The sequence below is a fragment of the Fervidobacterium sp. genome (assembly GCF_059913585.1).
In genome coordinates, this window is the sequence record NZ_DBOLZL010000012.1 from 92,098 (window position 1) to 106,868 (window position 14,771).

The window sequence follows — 14,771 nt, forward strand, 5'->3', positions numbered from 1 at the left end:
CTTCCCTCCCACTTGTGAATGTTGGATGCGCTCATGCTTTGAACGTAACTAAGGATTATACCATACTTGAGTCATTTTTTCCAAGTTACTTCGAAATTTGACGGGTTTACGTGGGTAAAATGCACATGGACATTTACTTTGGCAACTTTTTTGATTTCTTCTTTGTTAATCTTGTTTTTGAAGTGTGGATGTAATTTGACGATAACTTCTGAAACATCCTTCGGCTTTTTTTGAAGTGTGTTAAAAAGTTGTTGAATAACAAGCTCAGCGCTTGGTATTGCTCCTTTTCCGTTACATACTGGGCATGTTGTTGTCAAGCGTTCGTCCAACGATTTACTCGTTCTTTTCCTAGTCATTTCGAGAAGTCCGAGTTGTGTAAAACCGTAGATTTCAACCCTGTTCCTATCCTTTAGCACTTCTTTTCTCATAATTTCGATGATTTTGTTCCTGCTTTTTTCACTTCTCATATCTATAAAATCTACGATTATTATACCCCCAAGGTTTCTTAATCTTAGAATTCTTGCGATTTCTACGGCTGCTTCTGCATTTATTTGTTCTGAGAGCTCTTCGTGGTCACTCGTGGTTGTAAAGTGTCCAGAATTGACGTCTATTACAACCATTGCTTCTGTCTTGTCAATTACTATTTCACCACCTGAAGGCAAAGGAATGTGACGGCTTAAAACACGCTTGAGTTCCTCGTTTATTCCCAGCTCTTCGAATGCATCTCCGTCGATCACTTTTATACGAATATTTTTAGAGTAGTTCCTTATCAGCTCTTTATACGTTACTGAGTTAGTAACTACTTCGTCAACTCCTTCTTTCAAAAACTCCCTAATTAAGAATTCATCAGAATCTGACTCTTTGTAAAGTAGCTTGACTTTTTTAGCATTCTTAAATTCTTTTACTAACTCGCTCCACTTGGTTATCAGTAATTCACTTTCTTCGTAAATGTGTTCTTCTGTAGCTTCTGCTGCAGCAGTTCTCATTATGAATCCGAAAGAGTATTTTTCACGTAGTTTGAGTCCTAATTCTTTTAGCTTATTTCTGTCCTCTGGGGCTTGAATCTTCCTTGACACACCTATGCTGTGTGAAAACGGCATTAATACAACATATCTACCTGGTAGACTTATATTTGTAGTTACCTGTGGTCCTTTTGTTTGTCCACCTTCCTTTTTTATTTGGACAAGTACTTTTTGCCCTTCTTGGAGTTTCTTTAAACCAAATGCTTCAAGATACTCTGGTCTTATGTCTTTCAATCTCAAAAAACCATTTTCGTTGTTAGATAGCGTGACAAAAGCAGCCTCAAGCGCAGGTACAAACTTCTCTATTCTACCTACAAATATACTCCCAGCAACGCTTTCTTCATCATCTGGGAAGTATATTTCAATTAGTTTTCCATTTTCAAGAAGTGCCGCGTGGGTTTTGTCGTCCTTTTTGTTTATAACCAATGTCACATGCTACACCTCTTCGCGATGCTTGTAAAAAATCTCTCGAAAGTCATCAGCGGGTTAAAAACTTTCGAGGTATTTTCTCTGCTCATCTGTTAGATTATCAATCTCTATTCCCAAAGACCTTAATTTCAACATTGCAACTTGCTTATCAAGTTCTTCTGGATAATCGTAAACTATGTTTTTTAAACCTTTGTAGTGCTGTGACAGGTAGAGCAGAGATAGTGCCTGAAGTGCGAACGATATATCCATAATCTCTACCGGGTGCCCATCGGCAGCAGCCAAGTTAACTAATCTTCCTTGTCCAATGACGAATATATCTTTTCCATTAATTTCATAGCATGTTACGTTCTTTCTTATCTCGTATTTTCTTGTTGCAAGCTTTTCTAACTTTTCCATAGGTATTTCAACATTGAAGTGTCCAGCATTTGCTAAAATGACTCCATTTTTCAGTTTACGAATCGTCTCTTCGTTCAAAACATCACAAACGCCTGTTGCAGTGATTATTATGTCTGCTTGTGGAGCAAGTTCATCAATTTTTCCAACATCGAATCCATCCATAAGTGCTTCAACAGCCTTGATAGGGTCAACCTCACTGACCATTACTCTAGCACCCAAACCGTGCGCACGTAACGCGATGCCTCTTCCGCACCAGCCGTAACCAGCTACGAGAACTCTTTTACCGGCTATAAGAAGGTTTGTGTTCCTCATTATCGAATCCCAGGTTGACTGTCCGGTTCCGTATCTATTGTCAAACATAAACTTCATCTTTGCATTGTTAACTGCTATTACTGGAACTTTCAATATACCTTGTGCTTGTAAATTCTTCAATCTCCTCACACCAGTTGTTGTTTCCTCAGAAACACCTTTTAGATTATCCAACACTTCTTTTCTTTCTGTATGTGCAAGCACTGTTAAATCAGCACCATCGTCGAGTATTAAATCAGGTTTGTAGTCGAGGATTTTGTGTAGAAAAGAAAAATATTCTCTTTCATCTTCCGTTCGCTTGGCATGAACAACTATTCCGTAGTCTTTGAGTGCTTCTGCAACATCGTCTTGAGTTGATAGAGGGTTGCAACCTGTTACAAAAACATCGGCGCCAAGTTTTTTTAGTGTTATTGCAAGGTAGGCGGTCTTAGCCTCGAGATGGATTGACATCCCTATCTTCAGACCGTTCAATGAGTAATTCATTGTTTGGATAGAATTTAATAATTTCATATGTTTGGACACCCAGTTTATCTTTTGATGACCTGAGCTTTCTAAGTTCTTTTCTTGAATTTTCATATTGTTCCTCCTTTACTCTTCAGTGGTATGCTATTTTATTTCGCTACTGCCAATGGCATCTTTTTTTCAATTTTTGAGTTTCCAGAAACAAAGGTAATTATCAGATCGTAAACTCCAGGTTCAGTAAACGAGAGCTTTTCTAACTTAGTTATAAAAGAACGACCGAAAGGAATACAGTAGACTCTTCTGTTATTAATTTCAAAGTTGTAGCCTATCTTTGCGATACTGAACTGTATCTTGTCAATCTTCAGGAAACGTTCTTTGTTTATTTTATTCACTAAATAAACCCTAATTACAGGGGGCTTGCCTACAACCACGGGTTCTTCACTTTCAATGTTGAAATCGATATCTTTCGGAGAAGATTCCGGATTTTTCGTTATTGGTATTGCAGATTTAAATTCTTTTATGGTACCATCCTGGAAGTAAAGTTTAGCGGTTATTTCCTCGATACCTTCTGTTTCGGCCTTAAACTTTGCACTTGCTTTAAATGAATATGATTCGCCAGGGTAAAGCCTTACCTTTTCATTCACGTATTGTTGGAATTCTTTGCCAGTATAATCCCATACTATCTTTGCGAGTGCTATATCCGTTGGTTGGGTTGTTCTGTTGATAACGTAGACAGATGGTTGGAATTCTTCACCGACCAAGTAATACGGTTCGGACAGAATGCCATAGTATATTTCTTCTTTATATGTAAATTTTCTTGAAATCTCGGCTGTTCTACCATTGATTTTGCATCTTGCATAGATTGTATACGTTCCGCTAGGCAAGTTTGCCAGAAAGACGTTCTCTTCCAAATTAAAAACAAGCCTTCGACCTTGGGCTTGTACAGACCCTTGGACCGCATTTGGGTATGAGAATTCATAAATTGTCTTTAAATCGTTGTAAATCTTAAAGTAAAAATCTGAAATAACAAAACTTTTCTCTGTTCGTTTTGTGTTTACAATGTAAACCCGTGCACCAATCTTTTCTGGGGCAGTATACTCAAGTTTCGGGATTTCGATAGTCAATTGGAATATGTCCACGATGTTAGAATACGTCTGTGGAGAAACGTTCCTGACAAAGAAAAGAAACGAGAAAACAGCCAGTACTATTAAAACGTTGAGGAAGAGAAATTTAAAGCTTCTCTTCCTCATGGCATTGTAAGTGGCACTTATTTCCCTCTCTTTTTCTTTTCTGAATTTCTCGGGATTGAAGTCCAAAAAACATTCCCCCTCTGTGTTTTATTGTTCTTCTTCCTCTTCTTCTTCACCTACAACTGCCAGGACTTCTTCGATTGTAGTCTCACCATTTAGAACCTTGTAAAGTCCGTCTTGGAACATACTAATCATTCCATGTTTTCTTGCAGCCCTATCCAATTCGTAGGTCGATGCTCCTTTCTGGATGAGTCTTCGCATTTCATCGTTAACCACGAGAACTTCGGCTACCGCAGTTCTACCTTTGTAGCCCGTGTTATTACATGCCGAGCACCCTTCACCAACGTATTGAATAGGATTCATCTGTGGGAACAAATTCCTGGAAAGCTTTACAAACCTTTCTGGCAGTTCTTTTTCAACTTTACACTTGCTGCAAACTTTCCTAACCAACCTTTGTCCGATAACACCTATTAAAGAAGCCGATATGAGTGATGGTTCGATACCCATGTTAACTAACCTATCAATTGCACCAGCTGCAGTATTTGTATGCAGCGTTGATAAAACTAAGTGACCTGTTAACGACGCTTCAACTGCAAGTTGAGCGGTTTCCCTATCCCTAATTTCACCAACCATAATGATGTCGGGGTCTTGTCTTAAAAATGCACGCAAATATTTTGCAAACGTAAGACCTATTTCAGCGTTAACCTGACATTGAGTGATGCCTTCAACTGTGTATTCAACAGGGTCTTCTGCTGTGACTATATTGACATCTTCGGAGTTCAACGAATTTATTATTGCCACAAGCGTTGTAGATTTACCACTACCAGTTGGACCAGTGACGAGTAAAATACCATAAGGATGTTCGATCAATTTTTGAATTCTTTCGTAATTGTAAGGTGAATAACCAAGTTCTTCGAGTTTCTTCTTCGACGAAGAAACTTTTAGCAAACGCATAACTACCTTTTCACCATGAACAGATGGCATTGTGGAAACACGCAGGTCAAATTGTTCTTCTCCACGCTTGATGAAAAACTTTCCATCCTGTGGTAATCTTCTTTCGACTATATCAAGTCCAGCTAAGATTTTAATTCGTGAGACGACTGCTGCATGCATATTCCTGGGATATTCAGTAATTCTTCTTAAAACACCGTCAACACGATATCTGACAACAACGTTTCTTCTCTGAGGTTCAATGTGGATATCGCTTGCATCCAATTCTATTGCATGGTCAACAATGTTTGATACCAACCTAACCACAGGGGTTTCTTCTTGTTCGGAAACACTTACCTCCTCTTGTTGTTCTTCTACTTCTTGTTGTGTAATTATCTCACTAATTTCTTGAACCATAAGCCCGGATGTAATTCCATGAAGTATGTTATTGTAAAGTGTATCAAAAATGCTTGGTGGCATGAGGCAGAAGTCAACATCTTTACCAAGCTTAAACTTCAATCTGCGCTTTATAACAGGAATATCGTAAACATTTGAAATGCCTACAATAACTTTACCTTCATTTTCGTCTATGGGAATGATTTTTAGTTCATTTATCAAATCTTTTGGGAATGATTTTACAAACTCTTCGTTGAGTTTGACTTCTCCTACACAAGCTTGTATTTCGTATTGCTCTGCAAGTGCTTTTACAATATCGTCCCAAGTGCAGTATCCAAGCTGTATGAGGATTTCGCCAAGAGGTTTATGCAACTCTTTTTGAAGTTCCAGAGCGTTTTGGAGTTCAGTTGGTGTTATTATTCCCTTTTCTATTAACACATCACCTAATTTCATTATTTTCTTCTCCACTTATAGTCACCTCTTATTATGGGGGAGAGAAATATGTCGAAACCGGTTTTCAATCATGCCTGCCTTTGTATTCGAGTCCAAATTTATAAATTGCAGGTATATCTTCCTCAGACTTTCCGAATTTCTCTTCAACATCGAATCGAGTGGCTATTACAGTTACCCTCATTTCGTCATCCGCTAACTCATCGTCGATTACCATACCGAATTTCATATCAGCATCTTCGCTACAGGTTTGTTTTACTATCATGGCTGCTTCTTGCATCTCTTGTAATGTTGCATTTCGCGGTGCCGAAATATTCAAAATGATTGACCTTGCGTTCTCAATTGGGTAATCTAAGAACTTGCTATCGAGAGCTTTCCTAGCAGCATCAAAGACACGCTTTTCACCTTTTCCAACACCTATTCCAAGCATCGCGTTACCTGCATTTCTCATCACTGACTCAACATCTGCAAAATCAAGGTTAATATAACCGCGCTTCATTATAAGGTCGGAGATGCCACGAACGGCTTGATGCAGAATTTCATCAGCAGTTGCAAATGCATCAACGATGGTTGTTGAAGGTGATAGTTGTTCGAGCAATTTATTGTTGCTTATTTTGATTAGCGTATCAACTTTGCCTGTAATTCGCTTTACACCTTCTAACGCTACATTCCATCTCGGTGTACCTTCAAAAAAGAAAGGCATTGTGATAATTGCGACGGTTAAAATCCCCAGGTTCCTGGCTATTTCTGCGATAACAGGTGCGGCTCCAGTTCCCGTTCCTCCACCAAATCCTGCAGTAATAAACAACATATCAGTACCATGCAATATTTCCTCAAGCTTTTTCCTGTCTTCCAATGCAGCTTCTTCACCGATTTTTGGATTTCCACCAGCTCCGAGACCTTTTGTCAACTTTTCTCCAATTTGTACAGTGATATCCGCTTTACTTACATCAAGGACCTGAGCATCTGTATTAACTGCTATCAATGTCACACCTTTTAATCCCATCTCTGCCATCCTGTTAATTGCGTTACAACCAGCGCCCCCTACCCCTATTACTTTTAGAACAGGAACACCTGGTATTCTTTCGATATCTCTTTGTTTGCTCTCCTTTTCTATCATAAAAGGCATACAATTTCCCTCCTTATCTTTTCATCAAAATCATCCGAATATTTTCCCGAAGGTCTCGGAAAGTTTTTTGAAAAATCCGGTTCCTGATTGGCGTTTTTTCGTTTTCTCACCCACCATTGGACTATACATGTTTTGCTCTTTCTGATAAACTATTATGTTTCCAAAAGTTGCTGCATACAAAGGTGTGAATACATTGAGTTCAGCACCTTCAGCTTTAAACATTTCTGTATCCGCTACTGTTCCGATTCTAACAGGGCACTTGAAGACTTCGCTTGCAAGTGTCTCAATACGCTGGAGCATAGCCCCACCACCAGTTAAAACAATTCCACCAGGAATCCCAATATTTCCAAAATCAGGGTACTTCACCGTGAAGTCCTTGTAAAGTTTCTTTACCCGCATAAATATTTCCCTGAGTCTTGCGTAGATTATTCTCGATAAAAATTCTTTATCGGTTCGCTGGATGGTCCTACCATCCAAACCTTTGTATTCAATTGGCGTAGGCTCAATATCTAAGTAAACCGCCACACCGTACGTTTTTAATAGCCTTTCCGCTTCTTGTAAAGATGTCTTTAGAACAATTGCTATGTCTTTTAAAACGTTTTTCATAGATATCTCTATTCTCTCCATTTCAAGGGGCGTATTTGCATAGTACAGGGTTACCGTCGTGTAATTATAGCCCAGGTCCACGTGAACAACGCCTCTATCCTTTTCGACATTGGAAAGCACAGCTTCCGCATTTGATACGAAAGAGATATAGTATTCGGCTTCTCCAAGGATATCTTTCGTAGCGTATTCAACGACGTTTCTGTATTTTTCAGAGCCCATAACAACAGTGTAAATCGCCGCGATTTTTCTGGCTTTCATTCCGACAGGGTTGACAACTATCTTATTGTCATCTAGTACGTATTTTTTAACAAAAAGATGCAGAGAGTTTCTCTCGTTGTTAGGGAATAAATCGGCTAATAAGTTATCGGTTAGCTTCATTACGTGTTCTTCAGAAACATATCCTTCATCTTTTTCAGTTAATATGAGCTCCTCAGTGATTTCTGTAAGAGTGAAATCACCGCAACTCGAGGAAACCAGTAACTCACCCTTAAGTTCTTTACCAAGCTGGTCTTCCAAATCTTCGATTATTTGTGTCATTGACTCGTTTAAAGCAACAACATCTTTAATTTCACCGTTTTCTATGCCCCTTGTTTTCACATTGGAAAATGCCAAGACATTGCCGTAACCCTCACTAAAATCAACAACAATACCTTTGATACTATCATTTCCAATATCCAAAGAAACAACCTCTCGTGATTTAGGCATGATAATCACCCCTTTATTCTATAAATTCTACCATTTTTGAAGAGATATATTTTCTTGGAATCCATATAGTACCACATCAAGGCAAGTGTATTAACACAAGACTGGATATCGCTAATATCTGTTATATAGACCACCGCCGAATTTTTTGTGATAATGTATTTCTCTTTAAGGTTAATTTCAAAAACACCCGATGGTATTCTGGACGGCAGGTACTTTAAAAAAGGACTGATGACTCTACCTTTAATGACATCAACGTCTAAGCCTGTTACGAAAGGACCTGCCGGTAAAACTGCTATGTCATCATTTGGGTAGATGTCGTATATACGACCATCTGTATCAACTTTCCAGAATCTTTCACTGTAAAAAATTGAGAACCAATAAGTTTGTATGGATTCAGCACTAATTTTGTTGGTGGTAGATGCCTTTGCGTGATATGTAGAAAATAATAACAAAATAATGTAGAAAATAATAACTATTAATTGTTTGTTCATCATTTTTTTGGGTCCTCACAATCCTACCTTCCAAACTTTGAATTTTCGATTTTCTCTTATTGTAGTATTCAAACATATTTTATCACAAATTCTTCTTTAAGGTGAAGAAGTTTTTTCAAAAGTTTGATATAATTTCAATGTAATGCGACATGCAGTCTAGGGAGGTAGAAATCATGAGAACTCGGATAAGCGTTTTATCAATTTTTCTTGTGGTGATACTGCTATTATTATCACAAGGTTTTGCTGTCATTGTGGTTTACAAAGACGGGTCAATTCTCGAAGGAACTATAAAAGATTTGAACAGTAACTACGTAGTTGTAAACAGTACACTTGGCGAGATACAGATTCCGGTATCTAATATCCAAAGCGTTGTTTTTAAAGATGGAACAATACCGCAGAGTGGTCAAGAATTCTCTCTCAACGGTAGGAAGTTTCGTGGTTATGTAACTGAACTATCCAAAGACTATGCTGTGGTCACAACATGGTTTGGGAAGATTAAGCTAAACTTGAAATCAGGTAGTGTGGACTACCTAGGCTTTGAGAAAGTGGAATTACCTAGCATCACATCAGAAACATTCTTCCAGGTTGAATTAGTACTCAACGATTACTATATATGTGCTTTAGTTAATGGGGAAATGATTGTTGGGACTGAACTGAATACAAGTGGCGAATATATTACTTTAGTAGACAGTTATAAGAATACATTCTTCATACTAAAAGGAGCACTAGAATACATTTATATTCCTTACAAACGCGCCAAAGGCTTTGATTTGGTCGTTCTTCATAATGGACAAAAACTCTACGGTGTAGTTAAAAAATTGTCAGATACACAATATGAAATTTCTGGGCAGTGGGGTAAAGTTGTTGTGAATCAAAATGATGTTGTATTTTCTACTTATCAAGAGACGAAAGAACAGTCTTCTCAAATTGCCCGATATGATCAACCCATTCAGCAATCTGCTACTACACTAATAGAAAAAGCTATATACGATAAGGACGGTGTAGCAACGATTGTTGTTGATGATCCTGTAAAAGTGGAAGGCAAAGAAGTGAGAAAGATAAATATCTACCCTAAAGAAATCGTTGACCCAAGAACAGGAATAACTTTTGTTCTTGTTCCTGGTGGAGTCTTTAAAATGGGAGGAGATGTGTCTTGGAGAAATGTTGAAGAAGATGAACTTCCCCAACGTGAAGTCTATGTTTCGGCGTTCTACATATCTAAATATCCCATTACTGTGAAACAATATCTTGATTTCCTAAAGGCTTCACAAATTGGTTCTTCCATCATCGCTGGAAAACAGATAAGTCCTGTTGAGATAGATTTCCTAGGTCAGAAAGTTAGAGTAAGTTATTCCGCTCCTGCTATTTTACTGAACGTTCCAATAACCGGTATAAATTACGCTTCGACAAAAGCATATTGTGATTGGGCAGGATACCAGCTTCCAACGGAAGCACAATGGGAGAAGGCGGCTCGAGGTACGGATGGGAGAAGATATCCTTGGGGCAACGAGAGCCAAACTAAGTACAACGATGGAAGAAAAGATTATCCGGTGAATGAATTTGAAAATGTTGATATATCGCCCTACGGGGTTGTAAATACTTACGGTTATCCTATAGAATTGTGCAGAGATTACTATGCGAAAGATGCCTACAAAAAGCTTCCTAAGGAAAACCCGTTGAATACTACTGGAACATATGTTGTTGGGAGAGCAGGTGTCCTGGCTGGGAGGATTACAGATAGAATCCCTTTAACACCATCGGAACCAAGAAATGACGTAACCTTTAGAGTAGTAATGGACGCCGAGGAAGCGTTTAACATAATCAAAAAACCACTTAAAAACAAGCTGTTGGGAATCACATGGTTTGTTGTAAATGAGAATATTAAAAAACAGTACAACGTGAAATCAGAAGGTCTTTACGTAGCTTTTGTTGAGACAGGTTCACCTGCACAACTCGCAGGCATCAAAGATGGAGATGTTATAGTAAAAATAGATGGAAAAACTATCAAATCACCAGATGATGCACTAAAGGCACTATCTGGAAAGAAGCAAGGTGATATTTCAGTCCTCACAATTGATAGAGGAGGAAAAGCGATAGAAATAAAAGTTAGACTGGGGGGTTGGTTGTTCTAAGGTTGTTTAAAATGCTCAGAGTTATTTTCAAAGGTATCCAACAACTTCCGAACCTTTGAACTGTCTATATCACAAAAAACAACTAATTTTATAGGGCCTTTGTAGTTTGAAAAGAATTTTAATGTTTCATCTACGCAAACTTTAATGAAGTTCTCGAGAGGATAACCAAAGATTCCAGTCCCAACGAAAGGAATTGCAATAGAATTTATCGCTAATTCATCGGCTTTCGAGAATACGTTCTCGAAAGCCTTTTTCATAATTTCATCGTTACCTTCCTTATCTCCTATTGGTCCGACAGTGTGTATAATATACTTCGCTTTCAAATTTCCAGCTCCCGTGACAGCCACATCCCCGGGAGGGATAGGTCCGTTTTTTCTTACATATTCATCACTCTCTTTTTGGATTTCAGGACCTCCAGCCCGTGATATAGCACCCGCAACACCTCCACCGTGTTGCAAATAAGAATTCGCGGCATTTACAATAGCATCCACTTCCAATTTTGTTATATCCCCAACGATGAATCTTATTTCAACATTCCCAACTTTTACAGAACCTATCGTTTCAAAAGCCCCCATCTTACTTTCCTCCCTTTTCCCCATCATTTACATCCGATTCCTGCGAAGAGAAGCGTTCTTTCCAGAGCTTTCTGTAAACTTCTGCCAACTTTGCTTCTTTAGCTATATTTTTTGGAATGTAAATCCTATCATTTATTTGTTTGGGAAGATAAGTTTGCTTTACGAAACCACCGTACGAGTGTGGATATTTGTATCCACTATCTTCAACGTTCAATAAATGCCTTGGAACAGGTATATTCATAGTCTTTCTTGCCAATTCTTGAGCCTTTGATACCGCTTCGTAACTAGAATTACTTTTTGGAGCAAGCGAAAGGTAAATCACGCATTCTGAAAGGTTTATTATGCATTCGGGTAGGCCGACACTTTCAACAGCATGACTTGTTGCAACTGCGAGCACAAGTGCAAATGGATCAGCTAACCCCACATCTTCACTTGCTAAGATGACGAGTCTGCGCGCGATGAAACGTGGGTCTTCTCCTCCTTCAATCATGCGCATCATGTAGTAAAGAGCGGCATCGGGGTCACTACCTCTGATGCTTTTGATAAAAGCAGATGCAAGATTGTAGTGTTCCGTGTCGCTGTATTTTGTATATTCTTCGCCAAAGTAGGTTTTCAAAACATCATCATCTATAATATCCTTTCCTTGGTTTTTCGCAATATTTGATAAGAGCTCATATGTATTGAGCAAAAAGCGTGCATCTCCATTTGCCGAGTGTATAAGGTATGCTTGTGTTGACTCGCTAACCCTTATCCCCAAATAATTGATGGCTTTTTCAAGAATTCTTAAAAGGTCTTCGTTACTTAGTTTTTTAAAACGTAACACTCTGCAACGGGAGAGAAGGGCAGGATTGATTGAATGTTCCGGACTTTCCGTTGTTGTGCCGTACAATACATAAACGCCAGTTTCCACACCAGGTAAGAAGACGTCTTGTTGTTTGCGATTAAACCTATGTATTTCGTCTATGAAAATCAATACTTTCTTTATACCACGAAGATTGTACGCATAGTGTTCAACCTTTTTTATTTCATCTACAGATGTGAAAGCAGCGTTCAGCTGGTAGATTTCATAGTCGGTGTAACTTTTTATCAACTGTAGAACAGAACTTTTGCCGGTCCCAGGAGGACCTGCAAGAATAGCGGAAAAAAGTTGATTCTGTTCTATAGATATACGTAAAAGAGCACCCTTTCCAAGCAGGTGCTCTTGTCCAATGAATTCTTCAAAAGTCTTAGGCCTGAGTATTTCGCTTAAACCATTCAACAGTTTTCCTCAACCCCTCTTCCAACGTATATTTCGGTTCCCATTTCAATTCTATCCACGCTCTGTTATAGCACAGAACGCTTTTTCGGATATCTCCTTTTCTGTGAGGACCGTATATTGGGTCTTTCTTGTACCCAGTCAGTTTCTTGAGTATTTTGAAGAGTTCATTAGTTGTTGTTCCTGTAGCTGTCCCGATATTTATTACCAAACCATCTCCCCGTTCCATAGCACGTACATTAGCGTTAACCACGTCTTCAACATACACGTAATCTCTCACGTATTCACCATCACCAAATATAATACAGTCTTCTCCATTGAGCATTCTTGAGGTGAAAATTGCAACAACACCAGCTTCACCGTATGGGTCCTGTCTTGGACCGTAGACATTACCGTATCTAAGCACCGTGTATTTCAATCCGAACTCTTTGCTGAAGAATCTGAGATAGTTCTCTACGCTGAACTTTGCTATACCATACGGTGATATAGGTTGCGGGAATACACTTTCGGGTGTTGGAAATACTTTCACTTCCTCTCCGTAAATAGCTCCGCCGGTCGAAGAGAAGATAAACTTTTTAACGCCGGTTTCAACGGATGCTTTTATCAAATTTAAACTGCCAATTATATTCACATTTGCATCTTTGACAGGGTCTTTAACTGAAACAGCAACACTTGCTTGCGCAGCCAAATGAAAAACATACTCGAACTTTTCTTCATCGAACAATTTATTAATTGCTTCCGCATCGTATATGTCCATTTCATAGAATTTAGCCTTTGGGTTTACGTTTTCTCTCTTTCCTGTGGATAAGTTGTCGATTACAACTACTTCATGTCCCAGTTCAACAAGTTTATCTGTCAGATGAGAACCGATAAACCCTGCTCCGCCTGTAACCAAGACTTTACTCATAGTCTTCGTCCTCCTTTATTTTTCCTTTCAGTCTGTATGCTTCTTCAGGGAGTTCTGTATTTTTTCTTTGTTCTTGAATGAAACGTTCAAGTTCCTCTGCCTTGTCTTTTGTAAAATCAATAAGTATAGAATAAAACTTTCTGAGCTTTCTTCGAGTGTCGGCATCGAGGTCGTAAACCATCAAACTTGCTATCTGCTCTGCCTTCTTTTCTGGAATTCCTACTACGTACATGAAAAAGTATTTAATTCTCGACTCACCAGATTTAAGCATTTGTGCAATTCTGAGACCACGGGGGGTTAGTTTTGCAAACCCATACCTTTTGTGGTCGACTAGCCCCAAGGATACAAGTTTCTTAACAGCGTTCGTAGCACTGGCGTAAGATACACCTTTTGCCCTTGCGATATCACTAATGCGTGCGACTCCTTCTTTTTCTATAAGGCTGTATATCGTTGATATATAACTCATAACGGTTGGTGTTAACTTCTCATGTTTTTCAACTTTTTGTTCCTTGAATTCATTTCCCACGTTCGTTCCTCCTTTGTATTTTTATTACATATTTCCTTTCAAAAATTCGTCGTAATATTTTCGAACCTTCTTTATGTCTTGCCAGGTCAAATCTTTCGGACTGCCCTTCTCTTTTGATGGATTTCTTAACAAATAACTTGGGTGAAACATTGGGAATATGATTATTCCACCTTTCCATATGAATTCCTTACCTCTTATCTTTGTGATAGGTTCGTCTTTACCAAGGAAGAATGAAGCAGCTGTACTACCAAGTGGTACTATCATCCTGGGGTTGATGACCTCTATTTGAGCAATTAAGAAAGGAGAGCAAGACTGAATTTCTAAAGGTGTAGGGACTCTGTTGTTTGGTGGTCTGCATTTCACCACATTCGTTATATAGACATCTTCTCTTTTTATGTTCACAGATTCCAGAATTTTTGTTAAAAGTTGTCCTGCCTTTCCAACAAACGGTCTTCCCTGCTTGTCTTCTTCCTCACCAGGTCCTTCTCCAACAAATATTATTGGCGAATGCAGGTTACCTTCACCTGGAACAACGTTTGTCCTTTGAAGCCACAGTGGACAAGCTTGACATTCACGTATTCTTTGTTCAATTATTGCCATGAGTTCTTCTTTTTTCATCTTTATTTATCTCCCCCATTTTAGTTTTAGTTATATTTGAAAAACGGGGCATACACAGGTTAATTTCGCAAAATTTCTGATGTGAGTTTTGAAAGAAATTGATAGCAAAAAACAAAGTTTGACTAACAATTTTATTATATCACAAAACAAACAACAAAATCAATACTTAACAAAGGACTTTTT

At 38.5% G+C, this 14,771-nt stretch carries 13 protein-coding genes; 1 reads left to right on the forward strand and 12 read right to left on the reverse strand.

Annotated elements, in window-relative coordinates:
• Positions 1-71: 71 nt before the first annotated feature.
• The 7 genes from AC3M61_RS03795 to AC3M61_RS03825 all read right to left on the reverse strand — a co-directional run bounded on the left by AC3M61_RS03795 (position 72) and on the right by AC3M61_RS03825 (position 8,578).
• Positions 72-1,454, reverse strand: a complete 1,383-nt coding sequence (locus AC3M61_RS03795) for an Rne/Rng family ribonuclease (protein WP_500779572.1) — start codon at positions 1,452-1,454, stop codon at positions 72-74.
• A gap of 54 nt (positions 1,455-1,508) precedes the next feature.
• Positions 1,509-2,732, reverse strand: coding sequence for an adenosylhomocysteinase (locus tag AC3M61_RS03800; RefSeq protein WP_500779573.1), 1,224 nt, complete (start codon positions 2,730-2,732; stop codon positions 1,509-1,511).
• A gap of 35 nt (positions 2,733-2,767) precedes the next feature.
• The gene (locus tag AC3M61_RS03805) at positions 2,768-3,934 is read right to left on the reverse strand and encodes a hypothetical protein (RefSeq protein ID WP_500779574.1); all 1,167 of its coding nucleotides are present in this window, start codon (positions 3,932-3,934) and stop codon (positions 2,768-2,770) included.
• Between the two features lie 21 nt (positions 3,935-3,955).
• Positions 3,956-5,647 (reverse strand): GspE/PulE family protein, encoded by a 1,692-nt coding sequence (locus tag AC3M61_RS03810; protein ID WP_500779733.1) that lies wholly within the window; start codon positions 5,645-5,647, stop codon positions 3,956-3,958.
• Between the two features lie 64 nt (positions 5,648-5,711).
• Positions 5,712-6,773, reverse strand: coding sequence for a cell division protein FtsZ (ftsZ, locus tag AC3M61_RS03815; protein ID WP_014450986.1), 1,062 nt, complete (start codon positions 6,771-6,773; stop codon positions 5,712-5,714).
• 30 nt (positions 6,774-6,803) lie between these two features.
• Positions 6,804-8,084 carry a cell division protein FtsA gene (gene ftsA / locus AC3M61_RS03820; RefSeq protein WP_500779575.1) on the reverse strand — a complete coding sequence of 427 codons (1,281 nt, stop codon included), beginning with the start codon at positions 8,082-8,084 and terminating at the stop codon, positions 6,804-6,806.
• Between the two features lie 5 nt (positions 8,085-8,089).
• Positions 8,090-8,578, reverse strand: a complete 489-nt coding sequence (locus AC3M61_RS03825) for a DUF4894 domain-containing protein (RefSeq protein ID WP_500779576.1) — start codon at positions 8,576-8,578, stop codon at positions 8,090-8,092.
• Between the two features lie 170 nt (positions 8,579-8,748).
• Here AC3M61_RS03825 and AC3M61_RS03830 point away from each other — a divergent pair, with 170 nt between their 5' ends.
• A complete protein-coding gene (locus tag AC3M61_RS03830; protein ID WP_500779577.1) occupies positions 8,749-10,707 on the forward strand; it encodes an SUMF1/EgtB/PvdO family nonheme iron enzyme in 1,959 nt (652 codons plus the stop codon).
• On the opposite strand, the gene AC3M61_RS03835 is transcribed toward AC3M61_RS03830, so the two are convergent.
• Genes AC3M61_RS03835 through AC3M61_RS03855 form a run of 5 tightly spaced genes read right to left on the reverse strand, consistent with a single transcriptional unit; the run spans position 10,704 to position 14,588 of the window.
• A complete protein-coding gene (locus AC3M61_RS03835; RefSeq protein WP_500779578.1) occupies positions 10,704-11,282 on the reverse strand; it encodes a macro domain-containing protein in 579 nt (192 codons plus the stop codon). The genes AC3M61_RS03830 and AC3M61_RS03835 overlap by 4 nt on opposite strands.
• Before the next feature lies 1 nt (position 11,283).
• Positions 11,284-12,540: a replication-associated recombination protein A gene (locus tag AC3M61_RS03840; protein WP_500779579.1), complete on the reverse strand. Its 1,257-nt coding sequence runs from the start codon at positions 12,538-12,540 to the stop codon at positions 11,284-11,286.
• The gene (locus AC3M61_RS03845; protein WP_500779580.1) at positions 12,509-13,444 is read right to left on the reverse strand and encodes an SDR family oxidoreductase; all 936 of its coding nucleotides are present in this window, start codon (positions 13,442-13,444) and stop codon (positions 12,509-12,511) included. The genes AC3M61_RS03840 and AC3M61_RS03845 overlap by 32 nt, the downstream gene beginning before the upstream one ends.
• Positions 13,437-13,970, reverse strand: a complete 534-nt coding sequence (locus tag AC3M61_RS03850) for a metal-dependent transcriptional regulator (RefSeq protein ID WP_500779581.1) — start codon at positions 13,968-13,970, stop codon at positions 13,437-13,439. The genes AC3M61_RS03845 and AC3M61_RS03850 overlap by 8 nt, the downstream gene beginning before the upstream one ends.
• Before the next feature lie 24 nt (positions 13,971-13,994).
• A complete protein-coding gene (locus tag AC3M61_RS03855) occupies positions 13,995-14,588 on the reverse strand; it encodes a uracil-DNA glycosylase (protein ID WP_500779582.1) in 594 nt (197 codons plus the stop codon).
• Positions 14,589-14,771: the final 183 nt, after the last annotated feature.

Excerpts from the sequence above, each read along its gene's own strand:
- AC3M61_RS03800 (WP_500779573.1), bottom strand. The coding sequence starts at position 2,732 with ATGAAAATTCAAGAAAAGAACTTAGAAAGCTCAGGTCATCAAAAGATA.
- AC3M61_RS03810 (WP_500779733.1), bottom strand. The coding sequence starts at position 5,647 with ATGAAATTAGGTGATGTGTTAATAGAAAAGGGAATAATAACACCAACT.
- ftsZ (WP_014450986.1), bottom strand. The coding sequence starts at position 6,773 with ATGCCTTTTATGATAGAAAAGGAGAGCAAACAAAGAGATATCGAAAGA.
- ftsA (WP_500779575.1), bottom strand. The coding sequence starts at position 8,084 with ATGCCTAAATCACGAGAGGTTGTTTCTTTGGATATTGGAAATGATAGT.
- AC3M61_RS03825 (WP_500779576.1), bottom strand. The coding sequence starts at position 8,578 with ATGATGAACAAACAATTAATAGTTATTATTTTCTACATTATTTTGTTA.
- AC3M61_RS03830 (WP_500779577.1), top strand. The coding sequence starts at position 8,749 with ATGAGAACTCGGATAAGCGTTTTATCAATTTTTCTTGTGGTGATACTG.
- AC3M61_RS03835 (WP_500779578.1), bottom strand. The coding sequence starts at position 11,282 with ATGGGGGCTTTTGAAACGATAGGTTCTGTAAAAGTTGGGAATGTTGAA.
- AC3M61_RS03845 (WP_500779580.1), bottom strand. The coding sequence starts at position 13,444 with ATGAGTAAAGTCTTGGTTACAGGCGGAGCAGGGTTTATCGGTTCTCAT.
- AC3M61_RS03855 (WP_500779582.1), bottom strand. The coding sequence starts at position 14,588 with ATGAAAAAAGAAGAACTCATGGCAATAATTGAACAAAGAATACGTGAA.